We start from the raw sequence: 16,184 nt of genomic DNA on the forward strand, positions 1-16,184 counted from the left end.
GATAATAAGCTCAATGGTTTATATTCATTATTATACAATATAAACCATTATGAGAAAACTTTTAAATTTATTGATTGCCACCTTGGCTCTGGGTGTAGCGTCGTGTAATAAGACGCTCATCCCAACGGATGAAAACAGTGAAAATCTAAAACTAAAAGCATCCAGCGCGACGATTACGAATGAATGGCGCCAAAATCCGTACAAACTCAATGTCATTTACTTCGTGCCTAATGATGTCGATTCAATCCCTAACTTTAGAAAACGAATCAGTAGAATCCTTCTTGATGCACAGGAAATGTTTGCCTCGAATATGAACCGCGAGGGTTTTGGGCGCAAATCCTTCGGATTGGATCTGACAAATGACACCCTGATCAATATCCATTACATTGCCGGAAAATTTGGTAAGTCAACTTACCCCTATTCAGGTGGTAGCGGTGCTGTAAAGTCCGAAGTAGATGCCTATTTTGCACAGAACCCCACGTTCAAAAAAAAGTGAGCATAACCTGATTATTATTCCTACTTATAATACCGATCCGGCCAATCCAGGGGCCCGCCATTCTATGGTACTGGCACGACCTGTTATGCATTGGATTACATTAATCTGGATGCCAAAAACCTCGGGATAGGTGGAGATATTGGCTGGAAAGCGACAGTCTGGATAGGTGGAATGATTCATGAACTTGGCCATGGCTTAAATGCTAGCCATAACCGGATGAACAAGACATTGGCTCCGACTTTAGGTACTGCATTGATGGGGTCTGGCAATTCAACTTATGGAATCTCCACCACTTCATTGACAGCTACCACAGCAGCAACCTTTAATAACAGTCAAGTGTTTAGCACTGTGACAAGAAATGACTGGTATGGTGCGGCATCTGCGGAGATCACTTCATTATCCTCAAGCTACAGCAATGACAAAATCATTATTTCCGGAAAATTTACCACAACCAAACCTGTAAATGATATCGTCGTTTGGCATGACAGGGAACCTTTTGGTGGCAATAATGATTATGATGCAGTACAATGGGCGACAAAAATCATTGGCCAAGATAGTTTCAGATTCGAGTGCCCGCTGGCAGATTTTTATGATTTAAATGGAAATTATGAAATGCGTATCGGCTTTATGCATGTCAACGGAAGCCGCTCAACATTAGGTTATGCTTACAACTTTGTCAATAATGTTCCTGATCTCAGCAAAGTTGTCACTCATAAACTATTACCAACAACAGGCTGGTCAATCTTAGGCAGTGACAGCAACGAATCTGGTGCTCCGCAAGCAATGTGTTAGATATGAACAGAAGTACAATCTGGCATACACCATGGTCTTCAGCCCAAACACCACAACCTCACTTCTTCTCTGTGAATATGGGTGCTCTACGGTCGGTAAAAGGACTTGCATTTCGAAACCGCGATAATCTGAATGGAGCGATGAAAGATATTAATATTTATACCAGCACCAATGGTACAAGTTGGACCTTAATTAAATCTGCTCAGCTGAGCAAAGTTTCTGGTTCCTGGATCAATGTTAATCTTGATTCAACAATTAGCACGCGCTATCTTAAAATAGAGTCTGTGAATTCCTGGGGTGATTTCTTCTATTCACACCTTGCGGACTTTGGAGTCTTCTCTAATTAGCCTTCAATTCGCTTAAACCTATAGAGGGGTGTCCACGAAGGTCGGACACTCCTATTTTTTTATTTCGCAACCATCTACACTATCTTTTCAAATATTCAATTCCTGGAGCACATTTTTGATTTTTGAACTGCTCCTTTTATTTATTCTAATATATTTGGTATCGACCGCTAATATAGATCTATGTAATTTAAAAATTAAGGGCAAACAGATCATTAATACGAGAGCAAAAAAACAGGACAATATCCCTTATAATAAAACGGCTAAAATTCCATTGGAAAGTGATAAAAACAGGGATAACGGACTATAGATATAGGTATCCCGCGATGCAAATACCGACTGTCTATACTTTTAAATATACCAACATATTTCAGATCACCTATAAATCGCAAAAAGAAAATACCGCTAATCACATACATACCATAAAGAACATAGTGATTCTCGAAAGGAACCTTTACCACCCCAATGGCAGAGAGGTTTATCAATGCAAAAATAATAATCCAATGGCGACAAGTAAAGTCCCCTGCCAACCAGGATTAAATAACCTTCTTCCATTCAAGTCCGTAGGTATGGTAGCACTAATCCCCACTGACCTCCGATTACCCAAAAGAGATGAAGTAATGCCAGCAAAATAAAGATATTGGCAATTACTATTGATAATATAAATTCCATTCGATAAATATTAAAATATTCTTTAGAATAGCTCCGTCTTTAAATACATACTGACCAAACATATAACAATGGTATCAGCCAGCCCCCTGTCCTATTATTGCATGAATTGATATGATGTATTGATAATGAGTGCCATTTTCCCATAGGATAATTTAAGTTCTTCCAATAGGCGGCTGTTATCTTTAGATAAGTATCCGCTTTGTAGATGTTGTATGACCAGTCCCCGTTCGTTATCTATTAATGTGTATGTTGTTCCATTTTGCTCAACATTGAGCTGAATGAGAAGATCATCGTCAGAGTTGATAGGCTTGCTAAAACTAGATAAGGTAGTTGATCCCGGAATATCAAATTTTAACGCTGTTGCACCTGACTTAACACCCCTGATCACCTTGGATTTAAAAAGCGGGGCTTTGCCCAGCATAAGTTCACCCTTGTTTCTGTATATTGAAACAAAAACATCAACGGGCTCCTTCGAATTTAAGTTCCAATTAAGATATGGACTACTAAAAGAAAGGAAGTCAATACCAATAGAATCAATTTGTCTTTTATTGACAATCTCAACAAGCTTTGAGACAGAGTCTAAAGGGTTAGCTATATCTCTATATGCTACACTAGCATAAGTATATTGTATAAGTTTATATTTCCCTAACTCATAAAGTTCTAATTGCAGGTCTTCCATGTTAGAGGTTTTGACTAATTTGTTATCCTTGGTATCAATTACTTTCCACGATAAAACGACATCCTTGGTCAAGTCGCGACCTTTGCCCCATGTCCAGTGCGCATTGTTTTTGAAGGTTGCCCCAGCATAGGCACTAAGCGAATTGTCGATATTCATAATAGATCCAGACACGGGTAAAATGATCAATGAGTCGCCAAACTCTTTACCCTGTGGATTCAGGTAAGAAAAGCCAGCCTTTAGCATATTCTGATCCTTACCACCCAAATTATTTTCGTCTTTTTTACAGCTAAAAGCAAAAACCGACAAGATAACAATGAAAATAAAACGCATATTATTGTAATTATTTTTTCTGTAAATATAAATTTTATAATTTATATTTACAGAAAAAAATAATAAAAATTTAAAACACGGTATTTCTTTTAAAATATACATCATGCCTTGAAAGTATTTTTTCACACCATCATAAACCGTAGCTATAACGACAATTCAATATGCTTTGAAACTATTTAAATAGCTAATTTATGATCTCTTTTGCAAGCGCCTAGAGAAAAAGTAATGGGTAAAGATTGGATAGCATTACAAATGTGCCTTCTCAATAGGGCCTAATGTTAAATTAGCTACATCTTGAAGACATTAAACTTATGACCATCAGGGTCAGCAAAGACAAATCCATAATAGTTATTACCGAAACTGGTCGGTTTGGATACAATCGTTCCCCAGCACTTTCAACTTCATTAGCCCATTGATCTGCTTGTTCTTTGCTTTCTGCGGAAAGTGTGAATATGATCTCATTGCTTATCTGAGAATCGCCAAAATTGACATCTTTTACATTCGATTCCAGTATATTTTTCAGAAAAAAATGAATTATAAAATCATTTTCCCCAAAAAAGAAGCTGACCAGGTCATTAGAAGTATGGGGATTATTGGGTTTAAATCCCAGTACTTCATAAAATTTCTGTGTGCGTTCCAGATTAGCAACCGCCAAATTGGCCCATATCATTTTAGGTTTCATATTATCTCATTTTTGTACAGCATAAAGTTAATGGTTTTCAACAGATTAAAGATTGTCATGGGACAAGTTTTTCCTATTCCTCTTGCTTTGTCAAACAAGCACGCCTTTATATTTTCGCAAAAAAATTAAAGGTATGTTGAGCGATGAGCGCTGGATTGATAATTGATGTGTCATTAAGTCGATCTTCATACAATTCGATTTGTATCAATTTAACATCATTCGGTATTTTATACGTTTCATCTTTTGTATAATTATAACCGCGTACATCTGCATTTTCCTTGCCAGGAATTTTCTTGATTTCAACAAAGTAGCGCAGTGTAATGGTATTACCATATTGTTCGCCTTTTTCGAAACGAATTTTTCTGACCCGACTCATCGTATGTCCACTGGAATTAATATTTCCTTGTAGACGAAATTTTAGCGTTTCAACAGTTTTGGAAAGCATAAAAATCTGGGATGCGAGCCGCTCTGTTATTTCATTACGGCTTGTAAAAGTATATGTTGTACCAGTTTCGGAATTCTCTTTTGCCACTCGTTTTGGTACGGTTTGAATAGCAGAAATCTGCAATTTCTGTGTATTGATTTTACAGCCAGCAAATGCTACAAAGGAAATTAAAACCAGGATCTGTTTCATCGCACTATTTTAATCATATTAGATATCAAAAGTAACTAAAGGCATCAAACTAAAATATCCCTGAAAATGATGGTTTTTTAGGTCTAAAGTTGATTTTTAGACTTGGATTAAGCCAGAGCCAACCCATGACATGCAACTGCTGCTGAGATCCTTACGGTCCACCTGGATTTGAGCTTGCACCGATAAGAGTGAATACAGTATGCATAGGAACATTCAGAACAAATCCCTAAGGTATCTAACTGAACTGGAAAAGAGGAAAATCCGCGCAGGATTCAAAACTGGTGAAATAATTGTAGCCGATGTTGGAAGTTTCTTGGGATAAATACAAAACTTTTTTTTGTTACAATTTTAGAGCAAACAAGATAAAAACAACAGCCGAATCATCCCACTAAAGCAAAAAAACAACGCTTAAAAATGTTCATTTCAATTATTTATTGGCAAAAACAGCTCTGGTATCGCTTTGTATGAATTAAGCACATTGTTCCCAATATTTTTGTATAATAGCTATATTTTTTAAAAATAGCTAGGTAATGTTATCCATCGAATATTATTTTAAAACATATTTTCTACAGCTCTGTACGTTTGCCTTTCCATGGGTCAACTCGGAGGAAATAGCCAAGGATATTGTACAAGATGCTTTTATTGTCCTAATGGATAGACCAGAGCTATTGGAGAAAGGAGAACGGGTTATCAAAAGTTTTCTCTACACCTCCGTAAAAAATATGGCAATGAACACCAAACGACGGGATATGGTATTTGATAAGATACGCAATTCCATCACTGTAGAAGAATCCGACAATCATAATATCCTGGACGATCTTATCAATTCCGAACTGATTGGCGCATTACACCGCGAACTTGACCAATTACCTGAAGGCTGTCAGCGAATCTGCCGTTTAATCTACTTGGATGGCATGAAATATGACGAGGTAGCACAGGAATTGGATGTGTCCGTCAACACCGTAAAACCCAACGCATGCGTGCAATAAACCTTTTGAAAACCAAATTCCTAAATTTAATTTTAAACTTCCTTTTGTTTTAAAGATTATTCTTTTTTTTATCCCGAGTCACCCTTTTTGATTCCTCAAGTTATTTAGTTATTGAATTATGATAGAAACCGATAAAATAGTATTGGCTGAATTGGCTTCATTACTCCTGAAAGATGGACAATTATCTACTGCACAGGAAAATGAGCTAAAACGTTTGTTGGAAAAATATCCCCAGGCAAAGGATAGTTTACGCCACCGTCTTGCGAATACGGATATCCAAGTTCCATTTGATTTACGCAGCACCGATCTAGAGCAGGAGTGGGAAATTTTAAAAACCAAATATAATGAAAGAAAAATTGCTCCAAATTATCGTAGGTGGAATGGAAAATGGAAAACTACTATCGGAGTAGCTGCTGCACTATTATTACTCTTTACTTTTGTTTGGATCTGGAAATCCTATCTAAAACCTATCAATTATCTTATCCCAGATAAGGTCTATGGACAGAAAAATGATGTCCTTCCAGGGAAAACGGTGCTATCCTGAAGATTAAAGGAAAAGAAGACATTAACTTAATGAATAAACAAGTCGATCAAAGCCTCTCTCAAGGTATCGAATTAAAAGATGGAAAATTACTATACTCACAGCTCAAAACCGAAGAGTCTAACCCGATACACACCTTAATTGTGCCCAAGAGATCTACTATAGCGATAACGCTAAGTGATGGTACACGTGTATGGGTGAATTCGGAATCAGAACTGATTTATAAAGCAAATTTCACTGAAAATGAACGGAAGGTAACATTAAAAGGTGAAGCTTATTTTGAAGTTGCCAAGGACACAAAACGACCATTCATCATAGAGGCTAATGACCTTAGTATTCAAGCTATAGGAACAGCTTTTGATATCAATTCCTATAAGCCCAACGCCAAAGTACTATTAACAGAAGGACGCCTAAAAGTCAATGGACAAGAAAAAGAGATTTTTATAGATGCTGGAAATGGAGTAAAAATGGTTAACAGTCAATTGGTAGCCTTTCCTATACCAGATATGGAAGAAGCAACGGCATGGAAAGACGGCTATTTCTATTTCGATAATAAAAATATGCAGCAGATTCTCGATGAATTAAGCAGATGGTATGGTATCAACATTGAATCCAACGTTTCATTAGACAAAAGGCGTTACAAAGGAGGTATAAAAGAGATGTGACCCTTGCAGAGGTCTGTAATCTACTGAAAGACCTGACCGGCTATCAGTTAACAATCGACAAAGAAAAATTAATCGTTAACAAACTGACTGACAAAAATAAATAAACTATCTAACTAAGAAAAGGAGGACTTATAATATGTAAGAAGATAAATACCTAAATATTGTATGAAAAAGAATGCAGAAGTACTCCAATACTCCTGCATCTAACTGAATTAACAACTGATCATAAACTATTAATTCTCTACCAAATTATGAATAATTTATTTTATTCAAAGGAATTCTTTGTCCTATAGACAAAGGAAAAATTTTGAACAATCTAATCAAAATGAAACTGACAGGAATATTATTAGCAACATCCATGATGGGTGCCTATGCTTCAAGCTCTGCTCAGATTACACTGCACGCCAAAAATGCAAAGATTGAAACGGTCCTCAAAAACATCACCAAGCAGACAGGAGTACGTTTCATCTTTATGGAGGGCTTACTGAATAATGAAAAAGCAAATCTTGAAATAACAGATGCAACCCTGAATAAAACACTTGATCAGCTCTTTAAAAATAGCGTATTCTATTACATGGTACATCGTGGTACTGTCGTCATAAAACGGAAACAGGAAAATGTACCTGATGATCAATCAAGTAGCGAAATGCTGTATCAGCAACGAACTATTAAAGGGAAAATACATGACACAAAAGGAAATCTATTAAATGCAGTCAGCATTTTGCTCAAAGGGACAAACATTGGAACCTCAACAAATGCTAGAGGTGAATTTCAACTTTCTCTACCAAATGGAAATAGAGGTACGTTGATCTTCAGCGCGGTGGGGTTTAAGCAACTTGAACTTCCCATCAACAACAAAACTGAGCTCAATATCGTCATGGACAACGACGAAATTGGGCTTGAAGAGGTGGTGGTCGTTGGATTTTCAGAGGTCGATAAAAAGCACCTCGCCTCCTCCGTATCCCAAATGGATATGGAAAAAGTAAAAAACCGTCCAATCTATAAAATGCAGGATGCCTTTTCGGGAACAATTGCTGGTGTTACAATGATGCGAGGGAATAGCCTTCCTGGCAGTGTACCTGGCACCATTTCTATTCGCGGTATCAGTACACTACAAAATGCCGATCCTCTGGTCATCGTAGATGGAATGGAACAGAGTATCCACGATATCGATCCTAACCAAGTGAAAAGTATTACGGTACTTAAAGATGCGGCTTCAGCGTCTATGTATGGCTCCCGCGGTGCCAATGGCGTTATCATCATCGAAACGGAGCGCGGACAAACTGGCCAATTCAAGGTTTTACAAATAACTGGTATGCAATAAACAAACCGATAGATCTTCCAGAATTTGTTGGCGCAGTTGATTTTATGAAATTGCGAAATGAAACACTGATCCAACAAGGGCAACCAGCGATCTATTCTGATGAAACAATTGAACAATATGCGAGTGGAAAAATAAAAGGAGTTAACTGGCTGGATGAAATAATGGAACGCACCTCTACAGCAATCAACAACAACGCTAGTATTTCTGGCGGTGGAGGTGTAGGTACTTTTAACCTGATGTTGGGTCATATTAAGGAAAATGGCCTTAACAATATTGAAGGGACGCAAAAATTCTCGGCCAGATTCAACACAAATATCAATATTGCAGATAAATTTGTTTTGATGGCCGATTTTTACGCGCATCGTTTACAAGTCAATAGGCTGATGGCAAATGATGATGGTCACGGGCTCTATCAACAAGCCTGGCGCCTAAACCCAACACAACAGATCTACTATGATGTAGACAGGCCTGAACCATTCATTCTGCATAACAACATTAATCCGATAGCTTCGATTAAACATGGTGGTACCAAAAACTATATGCATGACCGTAGTACGATCAATCTCCGACCTAAATACAATATTAACAGTAACCTAAATATCGAAGGAAATGTATCATACATGATCAATAAATCTGCCGACAAACAAAAGCGATTAACCTATAAATTCTTTGATGAAAAAGGGGCGCCAATCAGCATATGGGGTAACGATGTGAATGCCTCACAGGGAGTAAGTGAGAGCCAGCTGACTGCGCGAGCATTGGTAAATTACAATAAAGAACTACGTCAGGACAAAGACAAAATCTATCTCACCGCAGGTTCTGAGATCATGAGCTATACCTTCACCGATTTTAGAGAAATTAGCAAGGCTTCTTTTTTGGTAAATTAAACTATTCATTTGATAACCGTTATATATTTGAATTAACAGGTCGTTCGGATGGAAGCAGTAAATTTGCACCGGGTCATCGCTGGGGATTCTTTCCATCAGGGGCCTTTGCATGGAACCTGCATAATGAACGCTTTTTCAAACCTATTCTCGAATCCGAGGCGATCAACAATATTAAAATCCGTGCCTCATACGGTTTAATTGGTAATGAAAATGTAGCCCCGTATCTGTGGCAGGAATCTGTCAATACTTGGGGATGGACAATGCGCGTTCCTAATTCTAATTTTTCATGGGAGAAACAAAAACAATGGAATCTTGGTCTCGATATGAATGCCTTCAAAAATAGACTTTCTTTAACAGCCGAGGTATACCATAAGAATTCGTATGATTTAATCTATGATCAATTTGCTGTTCCGCCCCTAACAGGCTCATACACCTTAGTCTCAGCAGTAAATATTGGTGCGGTAGAGAATAATGGCTGGGAAGTTTCGATAAACTGGTCTGACAAGAAAGATGATTTCTCCTATAAGGTCGGTGCGATGCTATTCAATAATCGCAATCGCATACTCAAGGCTGGCTATAATGAAAATGACCGCTTGATTTTCAAAGGCAATAATGATCAGATATGGTATAAAGGGATCCCAATCAATAATTATTATGGCTTTCAATCAAATGGCTACTTTCAGAATCAACAAGAAATTGATGAAACAGCAGCAAAAATGCCCAATTCTAGACCTGGTGATATCCGCTATGTCGATCAAAACCAGGATGGTCTCATTAACGACAATGACCGTGTTTATCTGGCGGATCCACTTCCCTATTACAATTACGCTATCAATATTGACCTGCATTATAAACGCTGGGATTTTTCTGCGTTAGGTCAAGGTGTAGGTAAGAGAACTGGTAGGCTAGCTGGTCAGGAAGCCTATCCAGTTTATGTAGATGGAAACAGCAATGATCTAGGGGCGCCACGTGTTGAATATGTTGCCGACCATTGGAGTCCGGAAAATCCAAATAGCCGTTTCCCACGTTTATGGACAGGCTCTACGCCGAACACACTTTTGAGTAATGTATGGCTCAGCAATGCGGCCTATTTCCGTGTTAAATCACTTCAACTTGGATACACTTTTCCATCCATTGGTAAAAGTGTCAAAAACCTACGGATTTATGTAAACGCCCAGGATGTATTCACCTTGACAAAGTGGGAAGGACTAGACCCTGAGCGGATCGGTAGCGGTAATGGAAATTACCCACGGATGGCAACATACAGTTTTGGATTAAGTGCGAGCATTTTTTAATATCATAACAATGAAAAAGAAAATTATTACCCTGATAATAGCATTGGCGACACTTAGTAGCTGCGAAAAATTTCTTGATAAACGAGATCCAACAGCAACTTCCTTTGATGAGTTTTTTAACACAGAGGAGGATTTACGTCGTGTGGTCTATAGCAGCTATTTGGATGCTTTTATGGGTCCTGGTGAACGTCGTCTCCTTTTTATATGACCGAAGGTCGTTCGGACAATGCTTATGCCCGCATTGAGACAGACCACCATATGATCATTGCCAACGGCAATATGACCAGCAACTCTGCTTTAGCTGTTTATTACTGGAATTTACACAATCAGCATATAGGACGCATTAACACCTATTTGGCAAATGTTGATGTACCCTATGTCGAAAATGAATCTACGCGGCAAAGGTATAAAGCAATTCTTGAAGGTTTGCGCATCTGGCATTACTTCAGGATCACAGAATTTTGGGGTAATGTCCCTTTGTGCTTACTCCTGTTAAACTGGAAGAGGCAACACCAGCTGTGACCCCTAAAGCCGAAATCCTCGACAAGCTCTTTGAAATGAGTGAAGATGTCGCCAATAGACTTCCGGAAAATGAAGGTACTACAAATGCATATATGTTCAATAAGTATTCCTTTAAAACATTGGTTATGCGCTATGCGCTCTATAATGGAAGGTACGAACTGGCGGCGAGGCTTGCTAAGGAAATAATGGATAGTGGAAAATATCAACTGCACCCTCAATACGCCAATCTATTTAATTATCAAGCAGATAAAACCAACAAGGAATTTATCATCAAGTTCGATATGGAGAGTCATAACAACTCAGCAACGGCGTCATTTCAACATCTGGCACCACAATATCGAACCGGAAATGGACAATCTTATGTCGTTCCTCTAAAAGCACTCGTGGATAGTTATTGGACTTTACAGGGGCGACCAATTGACAACTGTCCATTACACAGCAAGCAAGCCTATGAGCTTAATCCAAAATTAAACCGCGATCCACGGTATGAAGCCAGTGTATTTGGTCATGGCGATCTCTTCAATAATGAAAAAATAGACATCTATGATTCCAAAAGCGCTTTTTACTACCAAAACCTACGCAGTAGTAGATCGGGATACTGGTTTAAGAAATTTGTGGACCAAGCCGATGCGTTCCGTACTGGTGGAAATATGCATTTTTCTTTAGCCCGCTATGCCGAAGTACTTTTAACCTATGCCGAAGCTAAGATTATGTTGAATGAAATAGATGAACTGGCTAAGAGTTGTATCAACCAAATTCGCAAAAGAGCCGGACTTGATATGAGCATTGCGGATGTCAATTTGGTTGCAAAATCACAGCAGGAATGGATTGCGCTCATCCGCAACGAAAGAAGAATCGAATTTGCTGGCGAAGGATTACGCTATAGCGATATCTTGCGCTGGAAAACGGCAGAAACGGTACTTAATCAAGCAGCTCTCGGTCACATGCGTTTGAATGGTGCTGGACAGTCTGAGGTACTTAAAATTGAGGATCGAAAGTTCTTAAATCACCAATACCTATGGCCATTTCACGAAAGTAGTTTTCAGGTAGAACCTAACTTGGTGCAAAATCCGGGCTACTAATCCAATACAACAATATTCTTTTATCCGATATTGCAAAAGCGGCATGCCCTATGGAATGTCGCTTTTGCATTTTTATTTTTCTTTGTTCAACACAACTTTTAATAGGAATAGCCTACCTAAGCGAAAAGAGAGACCTTTCCGAGCAATGCCAAGAAGTAGCTTACCTTATATGCGCAAAATAGCAACAACTTTTTCAAAACGACCATGATTGCTTACTGAAGCTGCAAATAGTTCTGTCCCCCTCTACAGCAACATATGGAATGCCAAAATGGTCTTTGACAATTTCATTTTTTCGATTTCAATAACGTAGTCTAGAAGACTAAGAACGCTAACGGCTATGGAATGTACAAAATCAGGCGCAAGAATTGTTTCTGTATAGTAAATATTCCTTCACAAACAACCCGGCCATAAGCTTTAGTGATCGACTGCCGGAATATTGTACAAATCAGTTTTTTAGGCATGTATTTCCTGACCTTGGTTTCTCTATTCCATATCTTATAAGCTGCCTCTTTCATACTCCATAAGAGCCATAGCGTAGTCTCGGGATCTGGACTACTTGCTATTAACAATTGCTCATTAGCACCAAATAATTTCGGAATAAATCCCCTACGTCGCCAATTACTGTCTTTGCGGGATTGCGCCAGATCGATGACGTCATTACCAATCATTTCATTTGAAGTTTGCTTGCTATAATATCAATAGCTGCCTTTACATTGAGCATGCGTTCCATATCGAAATTATCAATAATAATATCGAATTTTTCCTCAATATCCAATACTATATCAACCAGATTGGCAGAATTGATTTGGAGGTCGTGAATGAAATCAGTATTCTCGCTAAGGTTCCCAAAAGCGTCATCATTTGTAGTATATGGTGCTATGATAGGCCTTAATGCGTCAATTAGTTCTTCTCTGTTCATAGACTTAGTTATTAAATTTTTAAATATTAGACAGGCATTTACATCACCAAAGCCAAAACTGGCTTTGGCTACAATATTAGGTCTCAAGTAGGTTGTTCTCAGCGGTACTTTCAGCGGATCTATAAGAGCAGCGATGTCGGGATGTAGGTCATTACAGTTGCTATTACCGAACAAGAACCCTTCGTACAGTTGCAATACTGTAGCGACACATTCAATACTACCTGCCGCGCTGAGGCAATGTCCGATCAAGCCTTTGAGCGAATTGATGTAAGGGAAGTTTTTCCCGTTACGTTCAAGCGCCTTAGTCCAATTTTCTATCTCGAGCGCGTCCTTGGCTGTTGCAGTAAGATGCCCATTGATGGCATCAATATCCATAGCAGAAATGCCAGCATTTTTAAGTGCATCAATGATGCATCGTTGCACAGCATCGCTATTAGGAGCTGTCATGCTCCCCATTCCACGCTGACCTCCCGAATTGACCTGGCCCCAAGCAATTCTGCATATATCTTTACACCACGCGACAAGGCGCTTTCTAAATCTTCTAATAGTAAAGCACCTGCTCCACTACCGGGGACAAACCCTCCGGCCGTTGCACTCATTGGCCGGGCCCCTTGTTGTGGATGTTCATTATATTGAGAGCTACAGACCCGCAGGGCATCGAAGCCTGCCCAGATGTAAGGGCCACTATCTCCTGTACTTCCTGCTACCATCCGTTTTGCTCTTCCCGAACGAATGCGGTCATAAGCCATCAGAATGGCTTCCGTACCCGTAGCACAGGCTGATGAATTGGTTGTCACTTGATTTCCAAGCCCGAGTTTTCCCCTAGGTATGCACTGACTCCACTGTTCATCGTCTGTGCCACTACTGTACTTCCTAGCCTCCGTGTTTGCAGATCGTCTACTTTATAAATGCTTTCACGAAATTTATCTATGCCGGAGGTACCTGAACCAAAAACAGTTCCACTATCCCAATCCGGTTCAGAAGAAACATCTATTGGTAGCTCTGCATCTGCCCATGCTTGCATACCAGCAATGACGCCGTACAATATTCCGGTGCTATTAAATCCTCTCAGTTCTAAGTCGGTAAAATACTGTCTTTTGAGATCTTCAGATATCGCTGGCGTTCCAGCTATCTGGCAAGAGAATTGTAGCCTTTCCAGTAGAGGATCATGCGTTATCCCCGAAAGTCCATTTTTATGGCCCTTGAAAAGGCGGTTACTCCTACTCCGTTTGGGGCAACCACCCCTAGTCCAGTTATTACAACTCTATTCATAGCTCCCTCTTCATCATACCTGACAGGGTTCCTTTACAAACCTCATATCCAGCTTCGTTTTTCAATGTGACAGCGCACTTGAGCTTCCCGAACCTAAAATATATCTTATCCGAAAAAACGGTAACCTTTTCCTTAGGATACACCGGTTTTAAGAATTGTATTTCACTTGAGGTCAATGCCATCGCAATACCATTGTTTAAATCACTACCGAGCAAATAAATTCCAAAGCAGGCCAGCCCTATCTGAGCCATTACTTCGGTCAAAATAACGCCGGGAGTAATTGGATTACCGCAAAAATGCCCTTTGTAAAAATCCAGATTTTCATTGAAAGTATAGTTTCCTATAATACCTTCTTCATCTACATGCACCAATTCATCCACAAATAAAAATGGCTCCCCATAAGGCAATTGCGCAATAATATCATTCAAATCCATCGACTTGTTTTTTAAGGTTACCATTGTAATAAAACTCGCTGTGCTGAGAAACCGGGGCCAAAACTCAACATTAACCCTAGTTCTCCGGCCTGAGGCTCGCGTGCCATGATACGCTCGAGAACATAAAGAACTGTAGCACTTGACATATTGCCATACTGGGCCAGAACGGCCTTGGTATCTGTAATATCTTTGCCAAACTCGGCAAAAATCTGCTCCATTGTTGCGACAATCTTTTTACCTCCAGGATGAAAAATCATATACTTTATGTCTTCAATTTCTAAACTATTCTCCTGTAAAAATGGATGTATGACTGCATCAAAATGCGATGCGATCACATTGGGAACCTCAACATCCAATATCATCTGCATACCGCCATTTGTTAGCTTGAAACCCATAATATCTTCAGTATCATAAAAATGGTACATCTGTTGGTCAAGTATCACAGGTCCTCGATCTGCTTCATGAGATGAAAGTAAACAACAGGCGGCGCCATCTCCAAATATCGCAGCGCTAACTATATTGGACATTGAAAAGTCTGACAGCTGAAAGGTTGCTGTTGGTGCTTCGACGGCAATTACAGCAGCACGTTTTCCAGGATTGGCCTGCAAGAAATTTTTGGCGTAAATAATACCGGAAACTCCAGCAACACAACCCATTTCAGTAACTGGCAGCCTGACAATATCCTGCCGGAGCTTCATCTTATTGATAAGATATGCGTCCAATGAAGGTATCATAATCCCTGTACAGCTGACGGTGATGATATAATCCAGAGATTGGGGTGTCCATCCTACCTTTTCGAGAGCCTTACGAAGTGCTTCCTCACCTAATACTATGGCTTCCCGCATGTAAATATTATTTTTCTCCTCGAATGATGTTGCAGTAAAAACCTCATTCGGATCCATAATAGCATACCTTCTGTCGACAGCCGAGCCCTCAAAAAGTTTCTTTACTTTTTTATAAACCGGTGCTCCTGGCCCTTAAGCCATATATCCAATAGCGGAAGTATTTCAGCAGTTGTGCTGGAGTATTTGGGCAGTTGCTTGGCAACACTTATTATTTTAACATTCATATATTGGAAATTATCCATTGGTAACGAAATGCCCATTTCCACTGGACCATATAGTTTTTTAAATGTAATTGTTTGCAGAACTCCTCAAGCTCATTTTTCTTAAAGCCACGTAATATTGAAATAAGTCCATCCTTCTTGGTCATATTGTTTAACTTAAAAACAACACAAATGGTTTGAAAAAGTCGATAGGCAATTTTGCTTCGCTGCAAATCGTTGATTACTATCCCTAGGTTTGAAATTTTGACAAGGATATTTATTAGTTCTATAATCTGATCAGTATCAAAATGATGTAATGTAAGAGTACATAGTGCAATGTCAAACTTTGCCATTTCAAAATTCTTATCGAATACATCGCCGCACAGGTATGAAATATTGGGATAATCTTTTGATAAAACTTGAGCATAGTTAACAGTGAATGGATTGGCATCTATTCCCACTATTTTAAGATCTATATTATTACTATAACCATAGTCGCTCAACATACGTAACATCTCACCATTACCGCAGCCGATATCGACAATGGTTAGTGTTTTGGTTGTATCGGCTTTTAACAACA

22 protein-coding genes are annotated in these 16,184 nt (G+C 39.0%); 12 read left to right on the forward strand and 10 right to left on the reverse strand.

Features of this window, described 5'->3' with window-relative positions; genetic code table 11:
* Positions 1–49: 49 nt before the first annotated feature.
* From KUH03_RS02790 to KUH03_RS02800, 3 genes are all read left to right on the forward strand, one after another.
* A complete protein-coding gene (locus KUH03_RS02790; protein ID WP_257091471.1) occupies positions 50–496 on the forward strand; it encodes a hypothetical protein in 447 nt (148 codons plus the stop codon).
* Between the two features lie 90 nt (positions 497–586).
* The gene (locus KUH03_RS02795) at positions 587–1,288 is read left to right on the forward strand and encodes a hypothetical protein (protein ID WP_257091472.1); all 702 of its coding nucleotides are present in this window, start codon (positions 587–589) and stop codon (positions 1,286–1,288) included.
* Between the two features lie 2 nt (positions 1,289–1,290).
* Positions 1,291–1,635, forward strand: a complete 345-nt coding sequence (locus KUH03_RS02800) for a discoidin domain-containing protein (protein WP_257091473.1) — start codon at positions 1,291–1,293, stop codon at positions 1,633–1,635.
* A gap of 763 nt (positions 1,636–2,398) precedes the next feature.
* Here the strand turns inward: KUH03_RS02800 and KUH03_RS02805 are convergent.
* From KUH03_RS02805 to KUH03_RS02815, 3 genes are all read right to left on the reverse strand, one after another.
* On the reverse strand, positions 2,399–3,439 hold the full coding sequence (locus KUH03_RS02805) for a hypothetical protein (protein ID WP_257091474.1): 1,041 nt from the start codon (positions 3,437–3,439) through the stop codon (positions 2,399–2,401).
* Between the two features lie 157 nt (positions 3,440–3,596).
* The gene (locus KUH03_RS02810) at positions 3,597–3,995 is read right to left on the reverse strand and encodes a VOC family protein (RefSeq protein WP_257091475.1); all 399 of its coding nucleotides are present in this window, start codon (positions 3,993–3,995) and stop codon (positions 3,597–3,599) included.
* A 106-nt stretch (positions 3,996–4,101) separates the two neighbouring features.
* Positions 4,102–4,629: a hypothetical protein gene (locus tag KUH03_RS02815; RefSeq protein ID WP_257091476.1), complete on the reverse strand. Its 528-nt coding sequence runs from the start codon at positions 4,627–4,629 to the stop codon at positions 4,102–4,104.
* A 530-nt stretch (positions 4,630–5,159) separates the two neighbouring features.
* Here KUH03_RS02815 and KUH03_RS02820 point away from each other — a divergent pair.
* From KUH03_RS02820 to KUH03_RS02860, 9 genes are all read left to right on the forward strand, one after another.
* A complete protein-coding gene (locus tag KUH03_RS02820) occupies positions 5,160–5,618 on the forward strand; it encodes a sigma-70 family RNA polymerase sigma factor (protein WP_257091477.1) in 459 nt (152 codons plus the stop codon).
* Between the two features lie 118 nt (positions 5,619–5,736).
* Positions 5,737–6,162: a hypothetical protein gene (locus tag KUH03_RS02825; protein WP_257091478.1), complete on the forward strand. Its 426-nt coding sequence runs from the start codon at positions 5,737–5,739 to the stop codon at positions 6,160–6,162.
* 29 nt (positions 6,163–6,191) lie between these two features.
* Entirely contained in the window at positions 6,192–6,824 is a 633-nt protein-coding gene (locus tag KUH03_RS02830; protein ID WP_257091479.1) for a FecR family protein, read from the forward strand.
* A 307-nt stretch (positions 6,825–7,131) separates the two neighbouring features.
* A complete protein-coding gene (locus KUH03_RS02835) occupies positions 7,132–8,148 on the forward strand; it encodes a carboxypeptidase-like regulatory domain-containing protein (RefSeq protein WP_257091480.1) in 1,017 nt (338 codons plus the stop codon).
* 44 nt (positions 8,149–8,192) lie between these two features.
* A complete protein-coding gene (locus tag KUH03_RS02840; RefSeq protein ID WP_257091481.1) occupies positions 8,193–9,035 on the forward strand; it encodes a hypothetical protein in 843 nt (280 codons plus the stop codon).
* Positions 9,036–9,058: 23 nt separating this feature from the next.
* On the forward strand, positions 9,059–10,330 hold the full coding sequence (locus KUH03_RS02845) for a TonB-dependent receptor (RefSeq protein ID WP_257098018.1): 1,272 nt from the start codon (positions 9,059–9,061) through the stop codon (positions 10,328–10,330).
* Between the two features lie 10 nt (positions 10,331–10,340).
* A complete protein-coding gene (locus KUH03_RS02850) occupies positions 10,341–10,538 on the forward strand; it encodes a hypothetical protein (RefSeq protein ID WP_257091482.1) in 198 nt (65 codons plus the stop codon).
* The gene (locus tag KUH03_RS02855) at positions 10,535–10,852 is read left to right on the forward strand and encodes a hypothetical protein (RefSeq protein ID WP_257091483.1); all 318 of its coding nucleotides are present in this window, start codon (positions 10,535–10,537) and stop codon (positions 10,850–10,852) included. Before KUH03_RS02850 ends, KUH03_RS02855 begins: the two co-directional genes overlap by 4 nt.
* Entirely contained in the window at positions 10,810–11,934 is a 1,125-nt protein-coding gene (locus tag KUH03_RS02860) for a RagB/SusD family nutrient uptake outer membrane protein (protein WP_257091484.1), read from the forward strand. Before KUH03_RS02855 ends, KUH03_RS02860 begins: the two co-directional genes overlap by 43 nt.
* A gap of 335 nt (positions 11,935–12,269) precedes the next feature.
* Here the strand turns inward: KUH03_RS02860 and KUH03_RS02865 are convergent, their stop codons facing one another.
* The 7 genes from KUH03_RS02865 to KUH03_RS02895 all read right to left on the reverse strand — a co-directional run bounded on the left by KUH03_RS02865 (position 12,270) and on the right by KUH03_RS02895 (position 16,182).
* The gene (locus tag KUH03_RS02865) at positions 12,270–12,602 is read right to left on the reverse strand and encodes a 4'-phosphopantetheinyl transferase superfamily protein (RefSeq protein ID WP_257091485.1); all 333 of its coding nucleotides are present in this window, start codon (positions 12,600–12,602) and stop codon (positions 12,270–12,272) included.
* Positions 12,599–13,309 (reverse strand): hypothetical protein, encoded by a 711-nt coding sequence (locus tag KUH03_RS02870; RefSeq protein WP_257091486.1) that lies wholly within the window; start codon positions 13,307–13,309, stop codon positions 12,599–12,601. Before KUH03_RS02870 ends, KUH03_RS02865 begins: the two co-directional genes overlap by 4 nt.
* Entirely contained in the window at positions 13,297–13,650 is a 354-nt protein-coding gene (locus tag KUH03_RS02875) for a beta-ketoacyl synthase N-terminal-like domain-containing protein (protein WP_257091487.1), read from the reverse strand. Before KUH03_RS02875 ends, KUH03_RS02870 begins: the two co-directional genes overlap by 13 nt.
* Positions 13,647–13,877 (reverse strand): hypothetical protein, encoded by a 231-nt coding sequence (locus KUH03_RS02880; protein WP_257091488.1) that lies wholly within the window; start codon positions 13,875–13,877, stop codon positions 13,647–13,649. The genes KUH03_RS02875 and KUH03_RS02880 overlap by 4 nt, the downstream gene beginning before the upstream one ends.
* 244 nt (positions 13,878–14,121) lie before the next feature.
* Positions 14,122–14,559 (reverse strand): 3-hydroxyacyl-ACP dehydratase FabZ family protein, encoded by a 438-nt coding sequence (locus KUH03_RS02885; RefSeq protein ID WP_120259159.1) that lies wholly within the window; start codon positions 14,557–14,559, stop codon positions 14,122–14,124.
* Between the two features lie 17 nt (positions 14,560–14,576).
* Positions 14,577–15,461 (reverse strand): type III polyketide synthase, encoded by an 885-nt coding sequence (locus tag KUH03_RS02890; RefSeq protein WP_257091489.1) that lies wholly within the window; start codon positions 15,459–15,461, stop codon positions 14,577–14,579.
* A 163-nt stretch (positions 15,462–15,624) separates the two neighbouring features.
* The gene (locus tag KUH03_RS02895) at positions 15,625–16,182 is read right to left on the reverse strand and encodes a methyltransferase domain-containing protein (protein ID WP_257091490.1); all 558 of its coding nucleotides are present in this window, start codon (positions 16,180–16,182) and stop codon (positions 15,625–15,627) included.
* Between the last annotated feature and the right edge of the window lie 2 nt (positions 16,183–16,184).

Source organism: Sphingobacterium sp. E70 (genome assembly GCF_019285695.1).
In the GTDB taxonomy this organism is placed as follows: Bacteria; Bacteroidota; Bacteroidia; order Sphingobacteriales; family Sphingobacteriaceae; genus Sphingobacterium; species Sphingobacterium detergens.